Annotated in this window: 13 protein-coding genes and 2 pseudogenes; 4 read left to right on the top strand and 11 right to left on the bottom strand. The window is 54.9% G+C overall.

Going from position 1 to position 14867, the window contains the following annotated elements; translation table 11 throughout:
• Positions 1–55 precede the first annotated feature (55 nt).
• A pseudogene (locus KAJ71_RS14810) lies at positions 56–277 on the top strand (GNAT family N-acetyltransferase); the annotation flags it as partial.
• A gap of 89 nt (positions 278–366) precedes the next feature.
• Complete coding sequence (locus tag KAJ71_RS14805) at positions 367–654, top strand: putative quinol monooxygenase (RefSeq protein ID WP_248946436.1); 288 nt, start codon at positions 367–369, stop codon at positions 652–654.
• Between the two features lie 217 nt (positions 655–871).
• On the opposite strand, the gene guaA is transcribed toward KAJ71_RS14805, so the two are convergent.
• Both guaA and guaB read right to left on the bottom strand, forming a co-directional pair.
• Positions 872–2449, bottom strand: coding sequence for a glutamine-hydrolyzing GMP synthase (guaA, locus tag KAJ71_RS14800; RefSeq protein ID WP_248946435.1), 1578 nt, complete (start codon positions 2447–2449; stop codon positions 872–874).
• A 104-nt stretch (positions 2450–2553) separates the two neighbouring features.
• Positions 2554–4017 (bottom strand): IMP dehydrogenase, encoded by a 1464-nt coding sequence (guaB, locus tag KAJ71_RS14795; RefSeq protein ID WP_037411907.1) that lies wholly within the window; start codon positions 4015–4017, stop codon positions 2554–2556.
• Positions 4018–4186: 169 nt separating this feature from the next.
• Between guaB and xseA the strand changes: the two genes are divergently transcribed.
• On the top strand, positions 4187–5563 hold the full coding sequence (gene xseA, locus KAJ71_RS14790) for an exodeoxyribonuclease VII large subunit (protein ID WP_248946434.1): 1377 nt from the start codon (positions 4187–4189) through the stop codon (positions 5561–5563).
• A 36-nt stretch (positions 5564–5599) separates the two neighbouring features.
• Positions 5600–5710, top strand: a pseudogene (locus KAJ71_RS23535) (cytochrome-c peroxidase); the annotation flags it as partial.
• A gap of 2 nt (positions 5711–5712) precedes the next feature.
• Here KAJ71_RS23535 and KAJ71_RS14785 read toward each other — a convergent pair.
• From KAJ71_RS14785 to pilW, 9 genes are all read right to left on the bottom strand, one after another.
• Positions 5713–5937 carry a zinc ribbon domain-containing protein gene (locus KAJ71_RS14785; protein WP_248946433.1) on the bottom strand — a complete coding sequence of 75 codons (225 nt, stop codon included), beginning with the start codon at positions 5935–5937 and terminating at the stop codon, positions 5713–5715.
• A gap of 13 nt (positions 5938–5950) precedes the next feature.
• The gene (locus KAJ71_RS14780; RefSeq protein WP_248946432.1) at positions 5951–6907 is read right to left on the bottom strand and encodes an AEC family transporter; all 957 of its coding nucleotides are present in this window, start codon (positions 6905–6907) and stop codon (positions 5951–5953) included.
• A gap of 104 nt (positions 6908–7011) precedes the next feature.
• Positions 7012–8499: a ribosome biogenesis GTPase Der gene (gene der / locus KAJ71_RS14775; RefSeq protein ID WP_025119792.1), complete on the bottom strand. Its 1488-nt coding sequence runs from the start codon at positions 8497–8499 to the stop codon at positions 7012–7014.
• A gap of 241 nt (positions 8500–8740) precedes the next feature.
• Complete coding sequence (gene bamB / locus KAJ71_RS14770; RefSeq protein ID WP_248946431.1) at positions 8741–9922, bottom strand: outer membrane protein assembly factor BamB; 1182 nt, start codon at positions 9920–9922, stop codon at positions 8741–8743.
• Between the two features lie 10 nt (positions 9923–9932).
• Positions 9933–10553: a YfgM family protein gene (locus tag KAJ71_RS14765; protein ID WP_248946430.1), complete on the bottom strand. Its 621-nt coding sequence runs from the start codon at positions 10551–10553 to the stop codon at positions 9933–9935.
• A 13-nt stretch (positions 10554–10566) separates the two neighbouring features.
• Complete coding sequence (hisS, locus tag KAJ71_RS14760; protein WP_248946429.1) at positions 10567–11841, bottom strand: histidine--tRNA ligase; 1275 nt, start codon at positions 11839–11841, stop codon at positions 10567–10569.
• A gap of 121 nt (positions 11842–11962) precedes the next feature.
• Complete coding sequence (ispG, locus tag KAJ71_RS14755; RefSeq protein WP_025119796.1) at positions 11963–13084, bottom strand: flavodoxin-dependent (E)-4-hydroxy-3-methylbut-2-enyl-diphosphate synthase; 1122 nt, start codon at positions 13082–13084, stop codon at positions 11963–11965.
• 47 nt (positions 13085–13131) lie between these two features.
• On the bottom strand, positions 13132–14112 hold the full coding sequence (rodZ, locus tag KAJ71_RS14750; RefSeq protein WP_248946428.1) for a cytoskeleton protein RodZ: 981 nt from the start codon (positions 14110–14112) through the stop codon (positions 13132–13134).
• Positions 14102–14851, bottom strand: coding sequence for a type IV pilus biogenesis/stability protein PilW (gene pilW, locus KAJ71_RS14745; RefSeq protein WP_248946427.1), 750 nt, complete (start codon positions 14849–14851; stop codon positions 14102–14104). Before pilW ends, rodZ begins: the two co-directional genes overlap by 11 nt.
• Positions 14852–14867 lie beyond the last annotated feature (16 nt).

Below are 14867 nucleotides of genomic sequence, written 5' to 3'. Positions count from 1 at the left end.
AGGCATTGAAACTGGCGCAAAATAAAGTGCCTAACCAACAGGGAACCCGGATTTCGCTAACCGCCTAGCCGCCTTTAGCTGGCGTGATACGCGAAATTATCGGTTGGAAGATTTTGATCGCTCAACGACTGGCGAAGAGATCTGGGTAGCCGAGCAGGATGGCAGGCTGCTCGGCTTTGTTTCGATTTATCGCGCCGAGGATTTTATTCACCACTTGTATGTCGATACGCAGCAGCCACCGCAGGGCGTGGGCAGTGCGCTACTGCACGCCGCAGAGCCAATACCTCGCATGACGCCAATCGGTCATGCAGGACAAGCACTCAACTTACGCAATACCCGGGTCATAAAAGTGGATGAGGAATAAAAATGCTAAAAGTCATTGCCGAAGATTTTATCAAGGTTGAAGCGATAGAAACGGTGTTACCACTTTATCAAGAGCTGGTTAAAGCCACCAAGCAGGAACCCCGCTGTATCGCTTATGATCTGTATGTCGATCAAAAGGATGCCGGGCACTTTATCTTTATCGAAGAGTGGCCCGATCAAGCGGCGTTGGATGCTCACTGCGCGAGCGAACATTTTAAACGCCTGGTGCCGTTGATTGATCAGCACAAACGAAAAGAGGCTAGCTATATATTGATGGACCTGTTTGTCTAACAGTATGATTACAGCCCATGCGCCCCTTGGGCTAGTTATTCGTACAAAAATAAAGCTGAGCAGACTAACAATATGTCCAATTGGCAATACCGTCAAAAATACCGTCAACAGGTGTGAGTTAATCAAAAGTCATAATAGGATAAAAATAAAACCCCCTGTAAAAACAGAGGGTTGATATCAAACTGAATGCTTCAGTGCAGAGAGACAATAGACTGAATCATTCCCACTCAATCGTCGCCGGTGGCTTCCCGCTGATATCATAAACTACACGGGAAATACCGTTGACTTCGTTGATGATACGGTTGGAAACACGGCCAAGGAAATCGTACGGCAGGTGTGCCCAATGCGCGGTCATAAAGTCGATGGTTTCTACCGCACGCAGTGAGACAACCCAATCGTATTTACGGCCATCGCCCATCACGCCGACGGAACGCACCGGCAGGAACACGGTGAACGCCTGGCTGACCTTGTTGTACAGATCGGCTTTGTGCAGCTCTTCGATAAAGATCGCATCGGCACGGCGCAGCAGATCGCAGTATTCTTTCTTCACTTCGCCCAATACGCGCACGCCCAGACCTGGCCCTGGGAACGGGTGGCGGTACAGCATGTCGTACGGCAGGCCCAGCTCCAGACCAATCTTGCGCACTTCGTCTTTGAACAGCTCTTTCAGCGGTTCCACCAGACCCAGCTTCATCTCTTTCGGCAGGCCACCGACGTTGTGGTGCGATTTGATCACATGCGCTTTGCCAGTAGCGGAAGCGGCGGATTCGATCACATCTGGGTAGATGGTGCCCTGAGCCAGCCACTTCACGGCGCTCTGCTTGCAGGCTTCTTCGTCGAACACTTCGACAAAGACACGGCCAATGATCTTACGCTTGGCTTCTGGCTCATCCACACCCGCCAGCGCGCTCAGGAAACGGTTCTCCGCCGCCACGTGCACAATGTTCAGGCCGAAGTGGTCACCGAACATTTCCAGCACTTGGTCAGCTTCGTTCAGGCGCAGCAGGCCGTTATCCACGAATACGCAGGTCAGGCGCTTGCCAATGGCGCGGTGCAGCAACATAGCGGTAACGGATGAATCCACGCCGCCAGACAGGCCGAGGATCACGTGATCTTCACCGACCTGCTCACGAATACGCGCAACGGCATCTTCGATGATGGTGGCAGGCGTCCACAGCGCTTCACAACCACAGATATCCAGCACGAAACGCTCCAGGATGCGCTGGCCCTGGCGGGTATGGGTGACTTCCGGGTGGAACTGTACGCCGTAGAAGCGTTTTTCCTCGTTGGCCATAATGGCAAACGGACAGGTATCGGTGCTGGCAACGGTGACGAAATCTGACGGGATAGCGGTGACTTTATCGCCATGGCTCATCCATACGTCTAATACCGGTTTGCCTGCCGGGCTGATCGCATCTTCGATATCGCGGATCAGGGCGCTTGATTGGGTGATTTCCACCTGCGCATAACCGAACTCACGCTCGGTTGAACCCTGTACATGGCCGCCCAGTTGCATCGCCATGGTCTGCATGCCGTAGCACACGCCCAATACCGGTACGCCGGCGGTGAAGACATATTCTGGCGCACGCGGGCTGCTCAGTTCGGTGGTGCTTTCTGGGCCACCGGAGAGAATGATGCCGCTTGGATTGAATTCGCGGATCTGCTCTTCGCTGACGTCCCAGGCCCACAGCTCACAGTAAACACCGATCTCACGCACGCGGCGGGCAATCAGTTGGGTGTATTGTGAACCGAAATCCAGGATCAGGATGCGATGCTTATGAATATTGTTTGTCATGTGAGGCAAATTCCAGCAACAGAGAAAAAGAGCAAAAAGGGTATTTGGGATGAGAGGCTGCCCCTTCATCCCTGCCTCTCTCCCGCAGGAGAGAGGTTAAAGCATTAGCCCATGCGATAGTTTGGTGATTCTTTGGTGATGGTCACGTCATGCACATGGCTTTCTTGAATACCGGCACCGCTGATGCGCACAAACTCGGCTTTGGTACGCAGTTCGTCGATGGTCGCACAGCCAGTCAGGCCCATGCAGGAACGCAGGCCGCCCATCTGCTGATGTACAATCGCCTTCAGCATGCCTTTATAGGCCACACGGCCTTCGATACCTTCCGGCACCAGTTTATCAGCGGCGTTATCGGTCTGGAAGTAACGGTCGGAGGAACCTTTGGACATCGCGCCCAGAGAACCCATTCCACGATAAGATTTGAACGAACGCCCCTGATACAACTCGATTTCGCCTGGAGATTCTTCCGTACCCGCCAGCATTGAGCCAACCATCACGCAGGACGCGCCAGCAGCAATCGCTTTGGCGATATCGCCAGAGAAGCGGATACCGCCGTCAGCGATAACAGGGATACCTGTACCTTCCAACGCTTCTACTGCATCGGCGATAGCAGTGATCTGCGGAACACCCACGCCGGTTACGATACGAGTCGTACAGATAGAGCCAGGGCCAATACCGACTTTTACCGCGCTCACGCCGGCTTCCATCAGGGCTTTGGCACCAGCCCCGGTCGCGACGTTGCCACCAAGGATTTGCAGGTCTGGGTATTTGGCACGTGTTTCGCGAATACGCTGTAACACGCCTTCGGAATGGCCGTGTGAAGAGTCGATGAGCAGTACGTCAACCCCGGCGGCAACCAGCGCATCAACGCGCTCTTCGTTACCAGCACCAGCACCCACCGCAGCGCCTACGCGCAGACGGCCATGCTCATCTTTACAGGCGTTAGGTTTACGCTCTGCTTTCTGGAAGTCTTTAACGGTGATCATGCCCAGCAGATGGAAGCTATCGTCCACCACCAGCGCTTTTTCAACACGTTTTTCGTGCATTTTTTGCAACACGACTTCACGCGCTTCGCCTTCCTTGACGGTGACCAGGCGCTCTTTTGGCGTCATCACTGCGGTGACAGGCTGAGTCAGATCGGTGACGAAGCGCACGTCACGGCCGGTAATGATCCCCACCAGTTCGTTTTCTTCGGTCACAACCGGGTAACCGGCAAAGCCGTTACGCGCGGTTAACTCTTTCACTTCTGCCAGCGTGGTGGAAGGAGTAACGGCCTGTGGGTCCGTGACCACACCGCTTTCATGTTTTTTCACCCGGCGAACTTCTTCCGCCTGGCGCTCAATGGACATGTTTTTGTGAATGAAGCCCAAGCCGCCTTCCTGCGCCAGCGCAATGGCCAGGTTGGATTCGGTTACAGTATCCATGGCTGCGGACAGCATAGGGATATTCAGGCGGATGGATTTGGTCAGTTGGGTGCCAAGATCTGCGGTATTAGGCAGAACTGTGGAGTGGGCTGGAACCAGGAGAACGTCATCAAACGTTAGAGCTTCTTTTACAATACGTAGCATGGGCAATATCTCACCAAGGTGGATGCGGAAAAGATAAAATATTGCCGTGGCATTATACAGAGCGTAATCGGTTGCCTCCAGCACTTTCTTACAAAAACTCTTGATTACCTTTCGCCGAGCTGTAATATCGACCAATTAAGTGCTTGTTTTGAAATTTGATCTGGGTCACATGTCACTACCTACTTCACCGTCCATTTTTACCGTAAGCCGCCTCAATCAGACGGTTCGACAGCTGCTGGAAATGGAAATGGGGCAGATTTGGCTCTCCGCCGAGATCTCCAACTTCTCCCAGCCCTCCTCCGGCCACTGGTATTTCACGCTGAAAGATGACCGTGCCCAGGTGCGTTGCGCGATGTTCCGCAACAGCAACCGGCGCACCACCTTTCGCCCGCAAAATGGCCAGCAGGTTCTGGTGCGGGCCAGCATCACCCTGTATGAGCCACGCGGTGATTACCAACTGATCGCCGAAAGCATGCAGCCTGCCGGTGACGGCCTGCTGCAACAGCAATTCGAGCAATTGAAGCAGCGCTTGGCGGCCGAAGGCTTGTTTGATCAGCAGTTCAAGCAACCGCTGCCAAACCCGGCCAAACACGTTGGGGTGATCACCTCCGCCAGCGGCGCGGCTCTGCACGATATTTTGCAGGTGCTAAAGCGGCGCGATCCTTCACTGCCGATCGTGATTTATCCCACGTCCGTGCAAGGGGCAGAAGCTCCGTTGCAGATCGTTCGCGCGATCGAAACCGCCAACCGCCGTGATGAGTGTGATGTGCTGATCGTCGGGCGCGGCGGTGGCTCGTTAGAAGATTTGTGGAGTTTTAACGACGAACGCGTCGCGAAGGCAATTTTTGCCAGCCGTATCCCTATTGTCAGCGCCGTTGGCCATGAAACCGACGTCACCATTGCCGACTTTGTTGCCGACCTGCGGGCACCTACCCCTTCCGCTGCGGCGGAGTTGATCAGCCGTAATCAGCTTGAGCTGCTGCGCCAATTGCAGTCACAGCAACAGCGGCTGGAAATGGCGATGGACTATTATCTGGCGCAGCGCCAGCAGCAGTTCACCCGCATCAACCACCGTCTGCAACAGCAGCATCCACACCTGCGGCTGGCACGACAGCAAACGCTGTTATTCAAACTACAGCGCCGTCTTGAGGAAGGGATGCAGCAGCAATTACGGCTATCTTCTCGCCGCAGTGAACGCGTGCAGCAGCGCTTGGCGCAGGTACAGCCGATGGGCCACATCCACCGCTTACAGCAGCGTGTTCAGCAGCAGGAATACCGTTTGCAACAGGGGATGGAGCGGCAACTCAATGGCTATCGCCAGCGCTTTGGCGTCGCCTGTAGTCAATTGGAGGCAGTTAGTCCGCTGGCAACCTTGGCTCGCGGCTATAGCGTAACGCAGACGCCACAGGGTGAGTTACTGAAAACCACCAAGCAGGCACAGGTTGGGGAAATGCTGAAAACCCGCCTGCAGGATGGCTGGGTGGAGAGCGAAGTAAAAATCGTCACCGTGGCGAAAAAGCCACGTAAGAAACGCGTGGTGGAATAGCCGTTAGTGGCAGAGCTGATCGACTTCTTCTGCGGAAATATGCTGCTGCACAGGCGCTTGGCGGTACGGGCCTCGGTAAAACGCCTCAGCCAAAACAAGGTGTCACCAGCGGTCAGCACGCACGACCACCGGCTCTATGATGCATAAGGTCATTCCACCGGTTGATAGCTGAACTTCACTCGCTTTTTGGAGATCAGCCCGTGGCCATGCTGGCAGAGATAATCCACGGCGCCACAGGCTTTCAGTTCTTGCAACGGTTGCCCGCAGTCGGGGCATTCGGCAAACTGCTGGTAATCACTGTTACAGCCGTCACAATGATAGTGGCCATTCAACCAGCTCATCGGCTGGGCACAAACCGGACATAAGGCGTCCATCTTTCCTCCTGGTTTAAATCACGCCCCACGAGCGCAGGAAAGAGATCCCCAGCGCGGTGGTAAAGAAGGATCCCACGGTGGTGATCGCAATAATATTGGCGGCCAACGTCGCGTTGCCCCCCATAGCGCGTGTCATTACATAGCTGCCGGAAGCGGTTGGCGTCGCCGAGAACATAAAAATAATGCCGAGCGTAGCGCCCTCAAAACCGCAAAGCCAACCCCCTAACGTCATCAGCACCGGAACCAAAAACAGTTTAGCCGACGACGACAACGCTGCGACGTTGGAAGAGCGGAACATCGCCCGCAGATCGAGGCTGGCCCCGGTACACAGCAAGGCCAGCGGTAATGAAAGGCCTGAGATGTAGCTGCCGGTCTGTTTGAGCACTGGCGCAATCCCAAACCCGGTCTGCGCATAGGCCAGACCGCTCAACAGCCCCAAGATCAGCGGATTGGTCACGATGCTGCGCAGCAATGACAGATGTTTGATTTTCTGCCCGTTGCCGCCTTGCAGGCTGCGCGTCAGGGTGATGACCGACAGCACGTTAAACAGGATCACCGTCACGGTCAGATACAGCGAGGCAATCGCGACGCCCTCATCGCCGTAGGCAGTCATGGCATAAGCCAGGCCGACAATCGCGGTATTCGCCCGGAATCCCCCCTGCACGAATACGCCACGCTCGCGTGGTTCTTTCACCAGCCACTTTGCTGCGATCTCCAGCAGCAGGAAGGTCGCAACCGTTCCTACCGCACCGTAGATCACCAACGCGAAATTATCGCGCAGTTGCGGATGGTTGGTGGCGATGCTGAAGAACAACAGGCAGGGCAGAGCCAGATTAAATACCAGCTTGGTGGCCCCATCGATAAAGCGATCGTCCATCAGCCGCCAGTGGCGCAGCAGGATCCCCAGCAGCATCATCAATAGGTTGGGTACGGTGACGCTAAAGGCAAAACTCCAGGTTTCCCAGGACATGAGGTTCCTTTGCAGGGTCGGTGAAGGAGTGAGATTGGCAGATAATAGAACGGTTTAAGCAGGATAAAAATAGGGCGCGGTATCAATTCCACGCCCTACGATGGTTATTTTGACTTCTTCAGGTGGCTCATCAAGCGCTTACGCTTGCGCATCTGGTTTGGCGTCAAGGTGTTGCGCTTACCCGCAAACGGGTTCTCGCCCTCTTTGAACTGGATGCGGATCGGCGTTCCCATCACCTTGAGTGAACGACGGAAGTAGTTCATCAGGTAACGTTTGTAGGAGTCGGCCAGATCGGATACCTGGTTGCCGTGGATCACCACGATAGGTGGGTTATAACCCCCAGCGTGCGCGTATTTCAGCTTCACGCGGCGGCCCCGCACCAACGGCGGCTGATGGTCTTCAGCAGCCATCTGCATGATCTTGGTAAGCATCGAGGTGTTTACGCGACGAGTAGCACACTCATAGGCTTCGTTAACAGATTCGAACAGGTTACCCACACCGCTGCCGTGCAGCGCAGAGATAAAGTGCACACGCGCAAAATCGACAAAGCCCAGGCGTAGATCGAGCATCTCCTTCACGTGATCGCGATCTTCCTCACTCATGCCGTCCCACTTGTTGACCGCAATCACCAGTGAGCGCCCACTATTGAGGATAAAGCCCAGCAGCGACAGATCCTGATCGGAAATGCCTTCGCGGGCGTCAACCACCAGCAGTACTACGTTGGCATCTTCAATCGCCTGTAGCGTTTTGATCACCGAGAATTTCTCTACGGTTTCGGTAACCTTGCCGCGCTTGCGCACCCCGGCGGTGTCGATCAGCACGTATTCGCGCTCGTCACGTACCATCGGAATGTAAATGCTGTCGCGAGTGGTGCCTGGCATGTCAAACACGACGACACGCTCTTCGCCGAGGATACGGTTAGTGAGCGTCGACTTACCTACGTTAGGGCGGCCAACGATCGCCAGCTTGATCGGCAGATCCTGCGGGTTGAAGTCGTCTTCCGGATCTTCATATTCACCCTCTTCCAGCTCACCATTCTGCTCGGCCCAATAGGCGGCATTGGCTTCTTCTTCGGTCAGCTCGACTTCTTCCGGTTTTGCCGGGATGAACGGCACCAGTACGTGCTCAATCAGTTGCGTGACGCCACGGCCATGGGAAGCGGCAATCGCATAGACGTCGCCCAGGCCCAAGGAATAGAAATCTGCCGTCGCCGTATCCGGGTCCATGCCATCGGTTTTGTTGGCAACCAGGAACGTCGCCTTCTGGCGATTACGCAGGTGCTGGGCAATCCCCTGATCGGCAGGCATCAGCCCGGCACGGGCATCGACCATAAACAGGACGATATCGGCCTCTTCGATCGCCAGCAGCGACTGGCCGGCCATACGCGTTTCAACGCCATCTTCCGTCCCGTCAATACCCCCGGTATCGACGATAATAAATTCGTTGCCCTCAACTTCAGCACGACCATACTTGCGGTCTCGCGTTAGCCCGGGGAAATCCGCCACCAGCGCATCGCGCGTCTGTGTTAAACGGTTAAACAAGGTGGATTTACCGACATTCGGGCGCCCGACCAGCGCAACGACAGGTATCATGTTGAAGCCTCATTACTTAATAATCAATGCGTTACTATGCAGCGCAATAGACAGCAGCGGCATAGCTTAAAAATACGAAACGGCCCCTGATAGCAGGAGCCGTTATCCCATTACCCGTCGTCTTTCAAGCTGCAGCGTTGTTATTGCCTAGCTGCAACTCGAAATCCATAGGGTAAGACCTATCAAACGGCGTGTAGTAAATATCACTAACCGCAATTTGCGATCTACTGAGTAAAAACTGTTAGCGAGTGAAGGCGTAAACCTTGCCGCCACGCGCCTGGATCAGCAGTTTATCACCGGCCACAATTGGCGCGGACAGGAAGCCGGAGCTATCCACTTTTTGCTGAGCCACAAAACGGCCATCGGTGGTATTGATCCAGTGCAGATAACCTTCGGCATCGCCGACGACCAAGTAGCCATTATACAGCGCTGGTGCGGTCAGGTTACGGTGCAACAAATCGCTCTGACGCCACAGGTTAACGCCACCTTCGGTATTCATCGCCACTACACGGTCATTCTGATCGACCACATAGATACGGCCTGCATCGACGATAAAGTCGTTCACCGAGCCCATATCACGTTTCCACATGATTTGGCCGGAGCGCAGATCCAGCGCCGCCATGTTGCCATTGTAACCCAAGGCATAGACCACGTTGTCAATAATCACCGGCGTGGTGTCTACGTCATTCAGGCGATCGATCTCGGTCGCACCGCTTGGCTGGGAAATACGCTGCTGCCAGATCAACTGGCCCTGCTGCATCAACACCGCGCTGATGCGACCGTTGTCACCGCCAACTACTGCTGCACCAAAGGCCGTTGCCGGAGCAGACTCACCACGCAGTGACAGTGAAGGGATATCCAGGTTGACCGTCCACTTGATGGTACCATCGGACTCGTTCAACGCTTGCAGCTGGCCGTTAGTGGTATGGACCAGTACCAGACCCTCGGCGACCACCGGGCGGGAAATCGCTTCACCCGCTACCTTGGTTTGCCAAGAGACTTTACCGTCTTCGGTATTCAGCGCATACACCACTGCTTTCTCACTGCCAACGTACACGTTGGAGCCAGACACCGTCAGGCCGCCAGACAGCAGCGCTGGCAGGTTACTGGAGAAGAAGCCGGTTTTCTCGGAGAGGTCGGCCTTCCATTTTTCTTTACCGTCGGCCAAGTCCATCGCTTTCACCGTACCGCGACGATCGGCAGCATAAACCGTGCTGTCCTGATAAGTCGGACGCAGGTGAGAGTAGTACTCACCAATGCCGTCGCCGACCGACGTGCTCCACGCTTTGTTCGGCGTGAACTGATTTTCAACCGTTGGCAGCGGCGACATGGTAACCACATCTTCTTCGCCACTAAACAGCGAACAACCACTCAGCAAAGTCACGGAAACCAGTCCGACCAAGAGTGTTTTACGCAATTGCATGGGATTCCCCTTAGCTGGACAAGTTATTCAATTTCATGCGCATCACTGCCGCAAGCACCTGAGAAGCATTGGATTCGATGCCTTTGCTGTAAGCTTCGCGTGCACCTTTGCTGTCGCCTTTGGCCAACAGCACGTCACCGCGTGCGTCTTGCATCATTGCCATCCAACCTTCGCCTTTCACGCCATCCAGCGTTTTCAGCGCTTCATCCAGCTTTTTCTCTTGCATCTGAATACGTGCCAGACGCAGGTTTACCAGCGCCAGCAGGTTTTCATCTTTGGCATGGCCCTGTGCCACTACCAGTTGCTGTTCTGCCTTGGCGAAATCACCTTGTTCTGCAAAGTGCTTAGCCAACTCCAGAGCCGCGAACACGCCGTAGCTGTTGTCGTTCGCCTGGATAAACTTCTCTGCCGTTGCCACGTCTTCGGCTTTACCCGATTCCAAGGCAACGCTAGCCTGTTGATAAGACTGTGAGGCCGCCATCATGCTGGAGGTCTGGTTGCTCTGCCAGTAGCGCCAACCAACCAGGGCACCAATACCGAGCACCACACCCACAACCAAAGCTTTACCGTTTTCGGCAAAAAAGTTGCGCACGGCGTCAAGCTGTTCGTTTTCAGTGGTATAGACTTCCACGGTGTCCTTCTCCTTAACCTAACATCAAAGCCAGACGCGCAGCGATTTCGCTTTGCGCCAGCGTTTCTTGTTCACCACTGCGCAGGTCTTTCATCACCACCTGCTGTGCTGCGACTTCGTTCTCACCCAGGATCAGGGCGATACGAGCGCCCCACTTATCTGCACGGGTGATCTGCTTTTTAAAGTTGCCGCCGCCATAGTTGGTCATCAGTTTAATCTGCGGCGCAGCATCACGAACCTGCTCTGCCAGCAACATGGCCGCACTCTGGGTACCCGCCCCGCTCGATATGACGTACACGTCGATAGTGGCCGGTGCCTTGAAGTCCGGATTAACCGCCTGAACCAGCAGCACTAAACGCTCCAGCCCCATGGCAAAACCAACGCCAGGGGTAGCACGCCCACCCAGTTGCTCAACCAGGCCATCGTAACGGCCACCGGCACACACGGTGCCCTGAGCGCCCAGGCTGGTGGTGACCCACTCAAACACCGTGCGATTGTAATAATCCAGGCCACGCACCAGGCGCTCGTTAACGGTATATGGGATACCGGCCTGAGCTAAAAGTTCACACAGCCCGGCAAAGTGGGCTTTGGACTCTTCATCCAGATAGTCGGAAAGACGCGGCGCATCGTTAAGCAGGGTTTGCACTTCTGGATTTTTAGAATCCAGCACGCGCAGTGGGTTGCTGTACATGCGGCGCTTGCAGTCTTCGTCGAGTTTTTCCTGATGCTGTTCCAGGAAAGCCACCAGAGCGTCACGATAGTTGCAGCGAGCTTCCTGTGAACCGATGGAGTTCAGTTCCAGATTGACGTGTTCGGCAATACCCAGCGCCTTCCACCAGCGGGCAGTCAGCAGGATAAGCTCAGCATCAATATCCGGGCCTTGCAGGCCAAATACCTCTGCCCCTAACTGATGGAACTGGCGGTAACGGCCTTTTTGTGGACGTTCGTAACGGAACATCGGGCCGATATACCACAGACGCTGTTCCTGATTGTACAGCAGACCATGTTCGATACCGGCGCGTACGCAGCCAGCCGTTCCTTCCGGGCGCAGCGTCAGGCTTTCGCCGTTGCGATCCTCGAAGGTATACATCTCTTTTTCCACGACGTCGGTCACTTCACCGATGGCGCGCTTAAATAACGGGGTCTGCTCTACAATCGGCAACCGGATTTCGCTATAGCCATAGCCGCTCAGCACCTGCTTGAGTGTGCCTTCAATGCGCTGCCACAGTGCCGTTTCTTCCGGCAGGTAATCGTTCATGCCGCGAATGGCTTGAATGTTTTTTGCCACGTGAGTTCTCTGTCCGTTTTATAAAATGGATCCGATTATAGGGACTTTGCCACCCGCTATTCAACGCGGATAGGCAATCTAGCCCTCGGATAATTCATCAGTGGGCCAAATGCCCACTGGCTTATTCTTCCAGAAGATTGATCGAAATACGCTTGGATTCGTCCATCATGGCCGCTTTGGCCCGGATCTTCGCTTCCAACTGATCAATCATCTGTTCGTTATCAAAACGATCTTTCTGGCGTACGCCGTCTTCGTAGAAGCCACTCTTCTTGTGCCCACCGGTTACCCCAATGGTAGACACCAAAGCTTCGCCCGGCCCGTTCACCACACAACCGATAATGGACACATCCATCGGGGTAATGAGGTCTTCCAGGCGCTGTTCCAACGCATTGACAGTGCCAATGACGTCAAACTCCTGACGTGAGCAAGTTGGGCAGGCAATGAAGTTGATGCCACGAGCGCGGATGCGCAAAGACTTCAGGATATCAAAGCCAACCTTCACTTCTTCAACCGGATCTGCCGCCAGCGAAATGCGCAGCGTATCGCCGATCCCTTCCGACAGCAGCATGCCCAAGCCAATGGCTGATTTTACTGAGCCACTGCGTGCGCCGCCCGCCTCGGTGATACCAAGGTGCAAGGGTTGGTCAATACGGGCAGCCAACAACCGGTAAGACTGCACGGCCAGGAACACGTCGGACGCTTTTACGCTTACCTTGAACTGGTCAAAGTTGAGGCGATCCAGGATATCCACGTGACGCATGGCGGATTCCAGCAGCGCTTCCGGCGTAGGTTCGCCGTACTTTTCCTGAATATCTTTTTCCAACGAACCGCCGTTAACGCCGATGCGGATCGGGATATTTTTGTCACGTGCGCAGTCAACCACTGAGCGGATACGTGATTCGTTGCCGATGTTACCCGGGTTGATACGCAGGCAGTCAACGCCGTATTCGGCAACCTGCAACGCAATGCGGTAATCGAAATGGATATCGGCCACCAGCGGTACGTTGACCTGCTGTTTGATCAGCCGAAACGCCTCGGCGGCGTCCATGGTGGGAACGGAAACGCGGACGATATCAACCCCCACGCGCTCCAGAGCCCGGATCTGATTAACCGTCGCTTCGACATCGGTGGTACGGGTGTTGGTCATCGATTGCACGGCAATCGGCGCTCCATCGCCTATAGGCACGTTACCGACGTAAATACGGGTAGATTTGCGACGGTTAATGGGAGCTTGGTTATGCATCAGTTACTCTCCACTGCTGCTCTGACTTAACGACAATAGCCGCGCAATTACTGCGCGGCAACGGTCAGACGAGCAACACGGTTTGACTTGACAAACCGGCTTAAATCGACCGGTTTACCCTGGAATTGAACCTGTACCGAAGCCGGTGCGCCGAGGGTCAGTTTATACGGGGCCGTTCCTGCCAGATTCAGCCGGGAACCGCTTTTCTGAATGCCGCTGACCAAAGATTTGCCCGTCGCGTCAACCACTTGTACCCAGCAGTCGCCGGAAAAATCCATTACCAGCCCATTGGCATCTGCTTCTGGAGCACTGACGCCAGCGGTACCGGTAGGCAGCTGAGACTGAACCACTGGGGCTGTCGGAGCTGCATCCGGGATAGTGGCCTGGCTTGGTGCTACCACCGCAGGCTGCTGAGCCGCCTGAGGATCAAGCACAACCGGAACCTGTTGAGTCGTCACCGCGCTATTGGTTGCTGGCGCGGGGCTGCTGTCAGGATCTACCGCAGAAGCGCCATTATCGACGTTGCCGTCGGTTAGCGGTACGGGTTGGCCTTCACCATGTTGAGAAAGTTGTGCAGAAGATTGATCCGCCATGGTGGCGATCTCTTCCTGCTGAGCCTTGTGATTCTGCCACCACCAGGCACCGGTCAAACCCACGACCACAAACACAATCAGCCAGGTAAAGCTCATCAGCCAGCCATCACGCTTTTTACGGCGCTTCCCCAAAGAGAAGCTCTGCATCTGAGCCACTTTGGCCGCTCTCACTGGTGCCTGTTTTTCCATCATCGGCAACAGTTCATCTTCTGGCAAATGCACCAGCTTGGCATAGGAACGGATATAACCACGCACGAACGTTGAAGCCAGATCGGCAGACATATTGTCGTCTTCAATGTCGCGCACGGTAGACATTTTTAGGCACAGGCGTTCAGCCACGACCTGTTGGCTCAACCCGAGTTGTTCACGAGCCTGGCGCAGGCGTTGACCTGTTGTCATAGATACGGTTTTATCTTGGGAATCTTCAGTATTCATTAGCTAAGAACTGCTGGTACTGTTTGGATTGTGGAAAACTTCGCGCTAGCTGTTTGCCATAGCGTTGAACGCTATCCTGACGGCCCGCTAACGCGGCGAAACGAATCTGTAACCATAGACTGTCGGCACTCGCCGGCAGAACATGTTGATAACTGTCCAATAAAAGTTGCGACTGCGTGCGCTTCCCTTCTCCAAATTGCTTTTCTGCCTCCACTAACAGCGGAGCCCCCTTGTCCGGATCGATCTTCAGCGCTCGCGTTAATAACTTACGAGCTTCATCATTTTGACCGGCCTTGAGGAAACAGTAACCTGCGTTTTCCAGACTGTCGGCAACCTGGCCATATTCTGGCGCCAGTGCCGCAGCGCTAAACTGCTGTTGGGCCGGTACATACTGCCCTAAACTACAGAGAAACGCACCGTAATTATTCAATACGGTACCGTTACCCGGTGCAAGTTTAAGCGCTTGCTGATAACTCTGCTGCGCGGCGGCGTTATCGCCGATCCGCTGATTGTAGAGTGCCATGCCCAATTGGGTACGATAATCCTGTGGGGCAGCATCGACCGCTTTTTGCAGATTCTGCCTGGCAGCCGGTAGATCGCCCTGGTTCAGATACTCCAGGCCCAGTTGCAACCGGGTCTGGCCTGCCGCCACCGCTGGCCCGTCGTTATCGGGCTGCGAGCTGGAACAGCCCGCCAGCAAACTGGCCGCCAATAATACACCCCACAGTTTCAGCTTCATGCTTGCACTCATTTCC

Origin of the sequence: Serratia silvae, assembly GCF_023282985.1 — a bacterium.
Classification (GTDB): domain Bacteria; phylum Pseudomonadota; class Gammaproteobacteria; order Enterobacterales; family Enterobacteriaceae; genus Chania; species Chania silvae.
The sequence above is the reverse complement of the archived record's forward strand: the minus strand, read 5'-3'. Positions and strand labels throughout refer to the sequence as shown.

Bases quoted from the DNA above. Each gene is read 5' to 3' on its own strand.
- pilW (WP_248946427.1), bottom strand. From the start codon at position 14,851: ATGAAGCTGAAACTGTGGGGTGTATTATTGGCGGCCAGTTTGCTGGCG.
- rodZ (WP_248946428.1), bottom strand. From the start codon at position 14,112: ATGAATACTGAAGATTCCCAAGATAAAACCGTATCTATGACAACAGGT.
- guaB (WP_037411907.1), bottom strand. From the start codon at position 4,017: ATGCTACGTATTGTAAAAGAAGCTCTAACGTTTGATGACGTTCTCCTG.
- KAJ71_RS14780 (WP_248946432.1), bottom strand. From the start codon at position 6,907: ATGTCCTGGGAAACCTGGAGTTTTGCCTTTAGCGTCACCGTACCCAAC.
- xseA (WP_248946434.1), top strand. From the start codon at position 4,187: ATGTCACTACCTACTTCACCGTCCATTTTTACCGTAAGCCGCCTCAAT.
- bamB (WP_248946431.1), bottom strand. From the start codon at position 9,922: ATGCAATTGCGTAAAACACTCTTGGTCGGACTGGTTTCCGTGACTTTG.
- KAJ71_RS14805 (WP_248946436.1), top strand. From the start codon at position 367: ATGCTAAAAGTCATTGCCGAAGATTTTATCAAGGTTGAAGCGATAGAA.
- der (WP_025119792.1), bottom strand. From the start codon at position 8,499: ATGATACCTGTCGTTGCGCTGGTCGGGCGCCCGAATGTCGGTAAATCC.
- KAJ71_RS14785 (WP_248946433.1), bottom strand. From the start codon at position 5,937: ATGGACGCCTTATGTCCGGTTTGTGCCCAGCCGATGAGCTGGTTGAAT.
- ispG (WP_025119796.1), bottom strand. From the start codon at position 13,084: ATGCATAACCAAGCTCCCATTAACCGTCGCAAATCTACCCGTATTTAC.
- guaA (WP_248946435.1), bottom strand. From the start codon at position 2,449: ATGACAAACAATATTCATAAGCATCGCATCCTGATCCTGGATTTCGGT.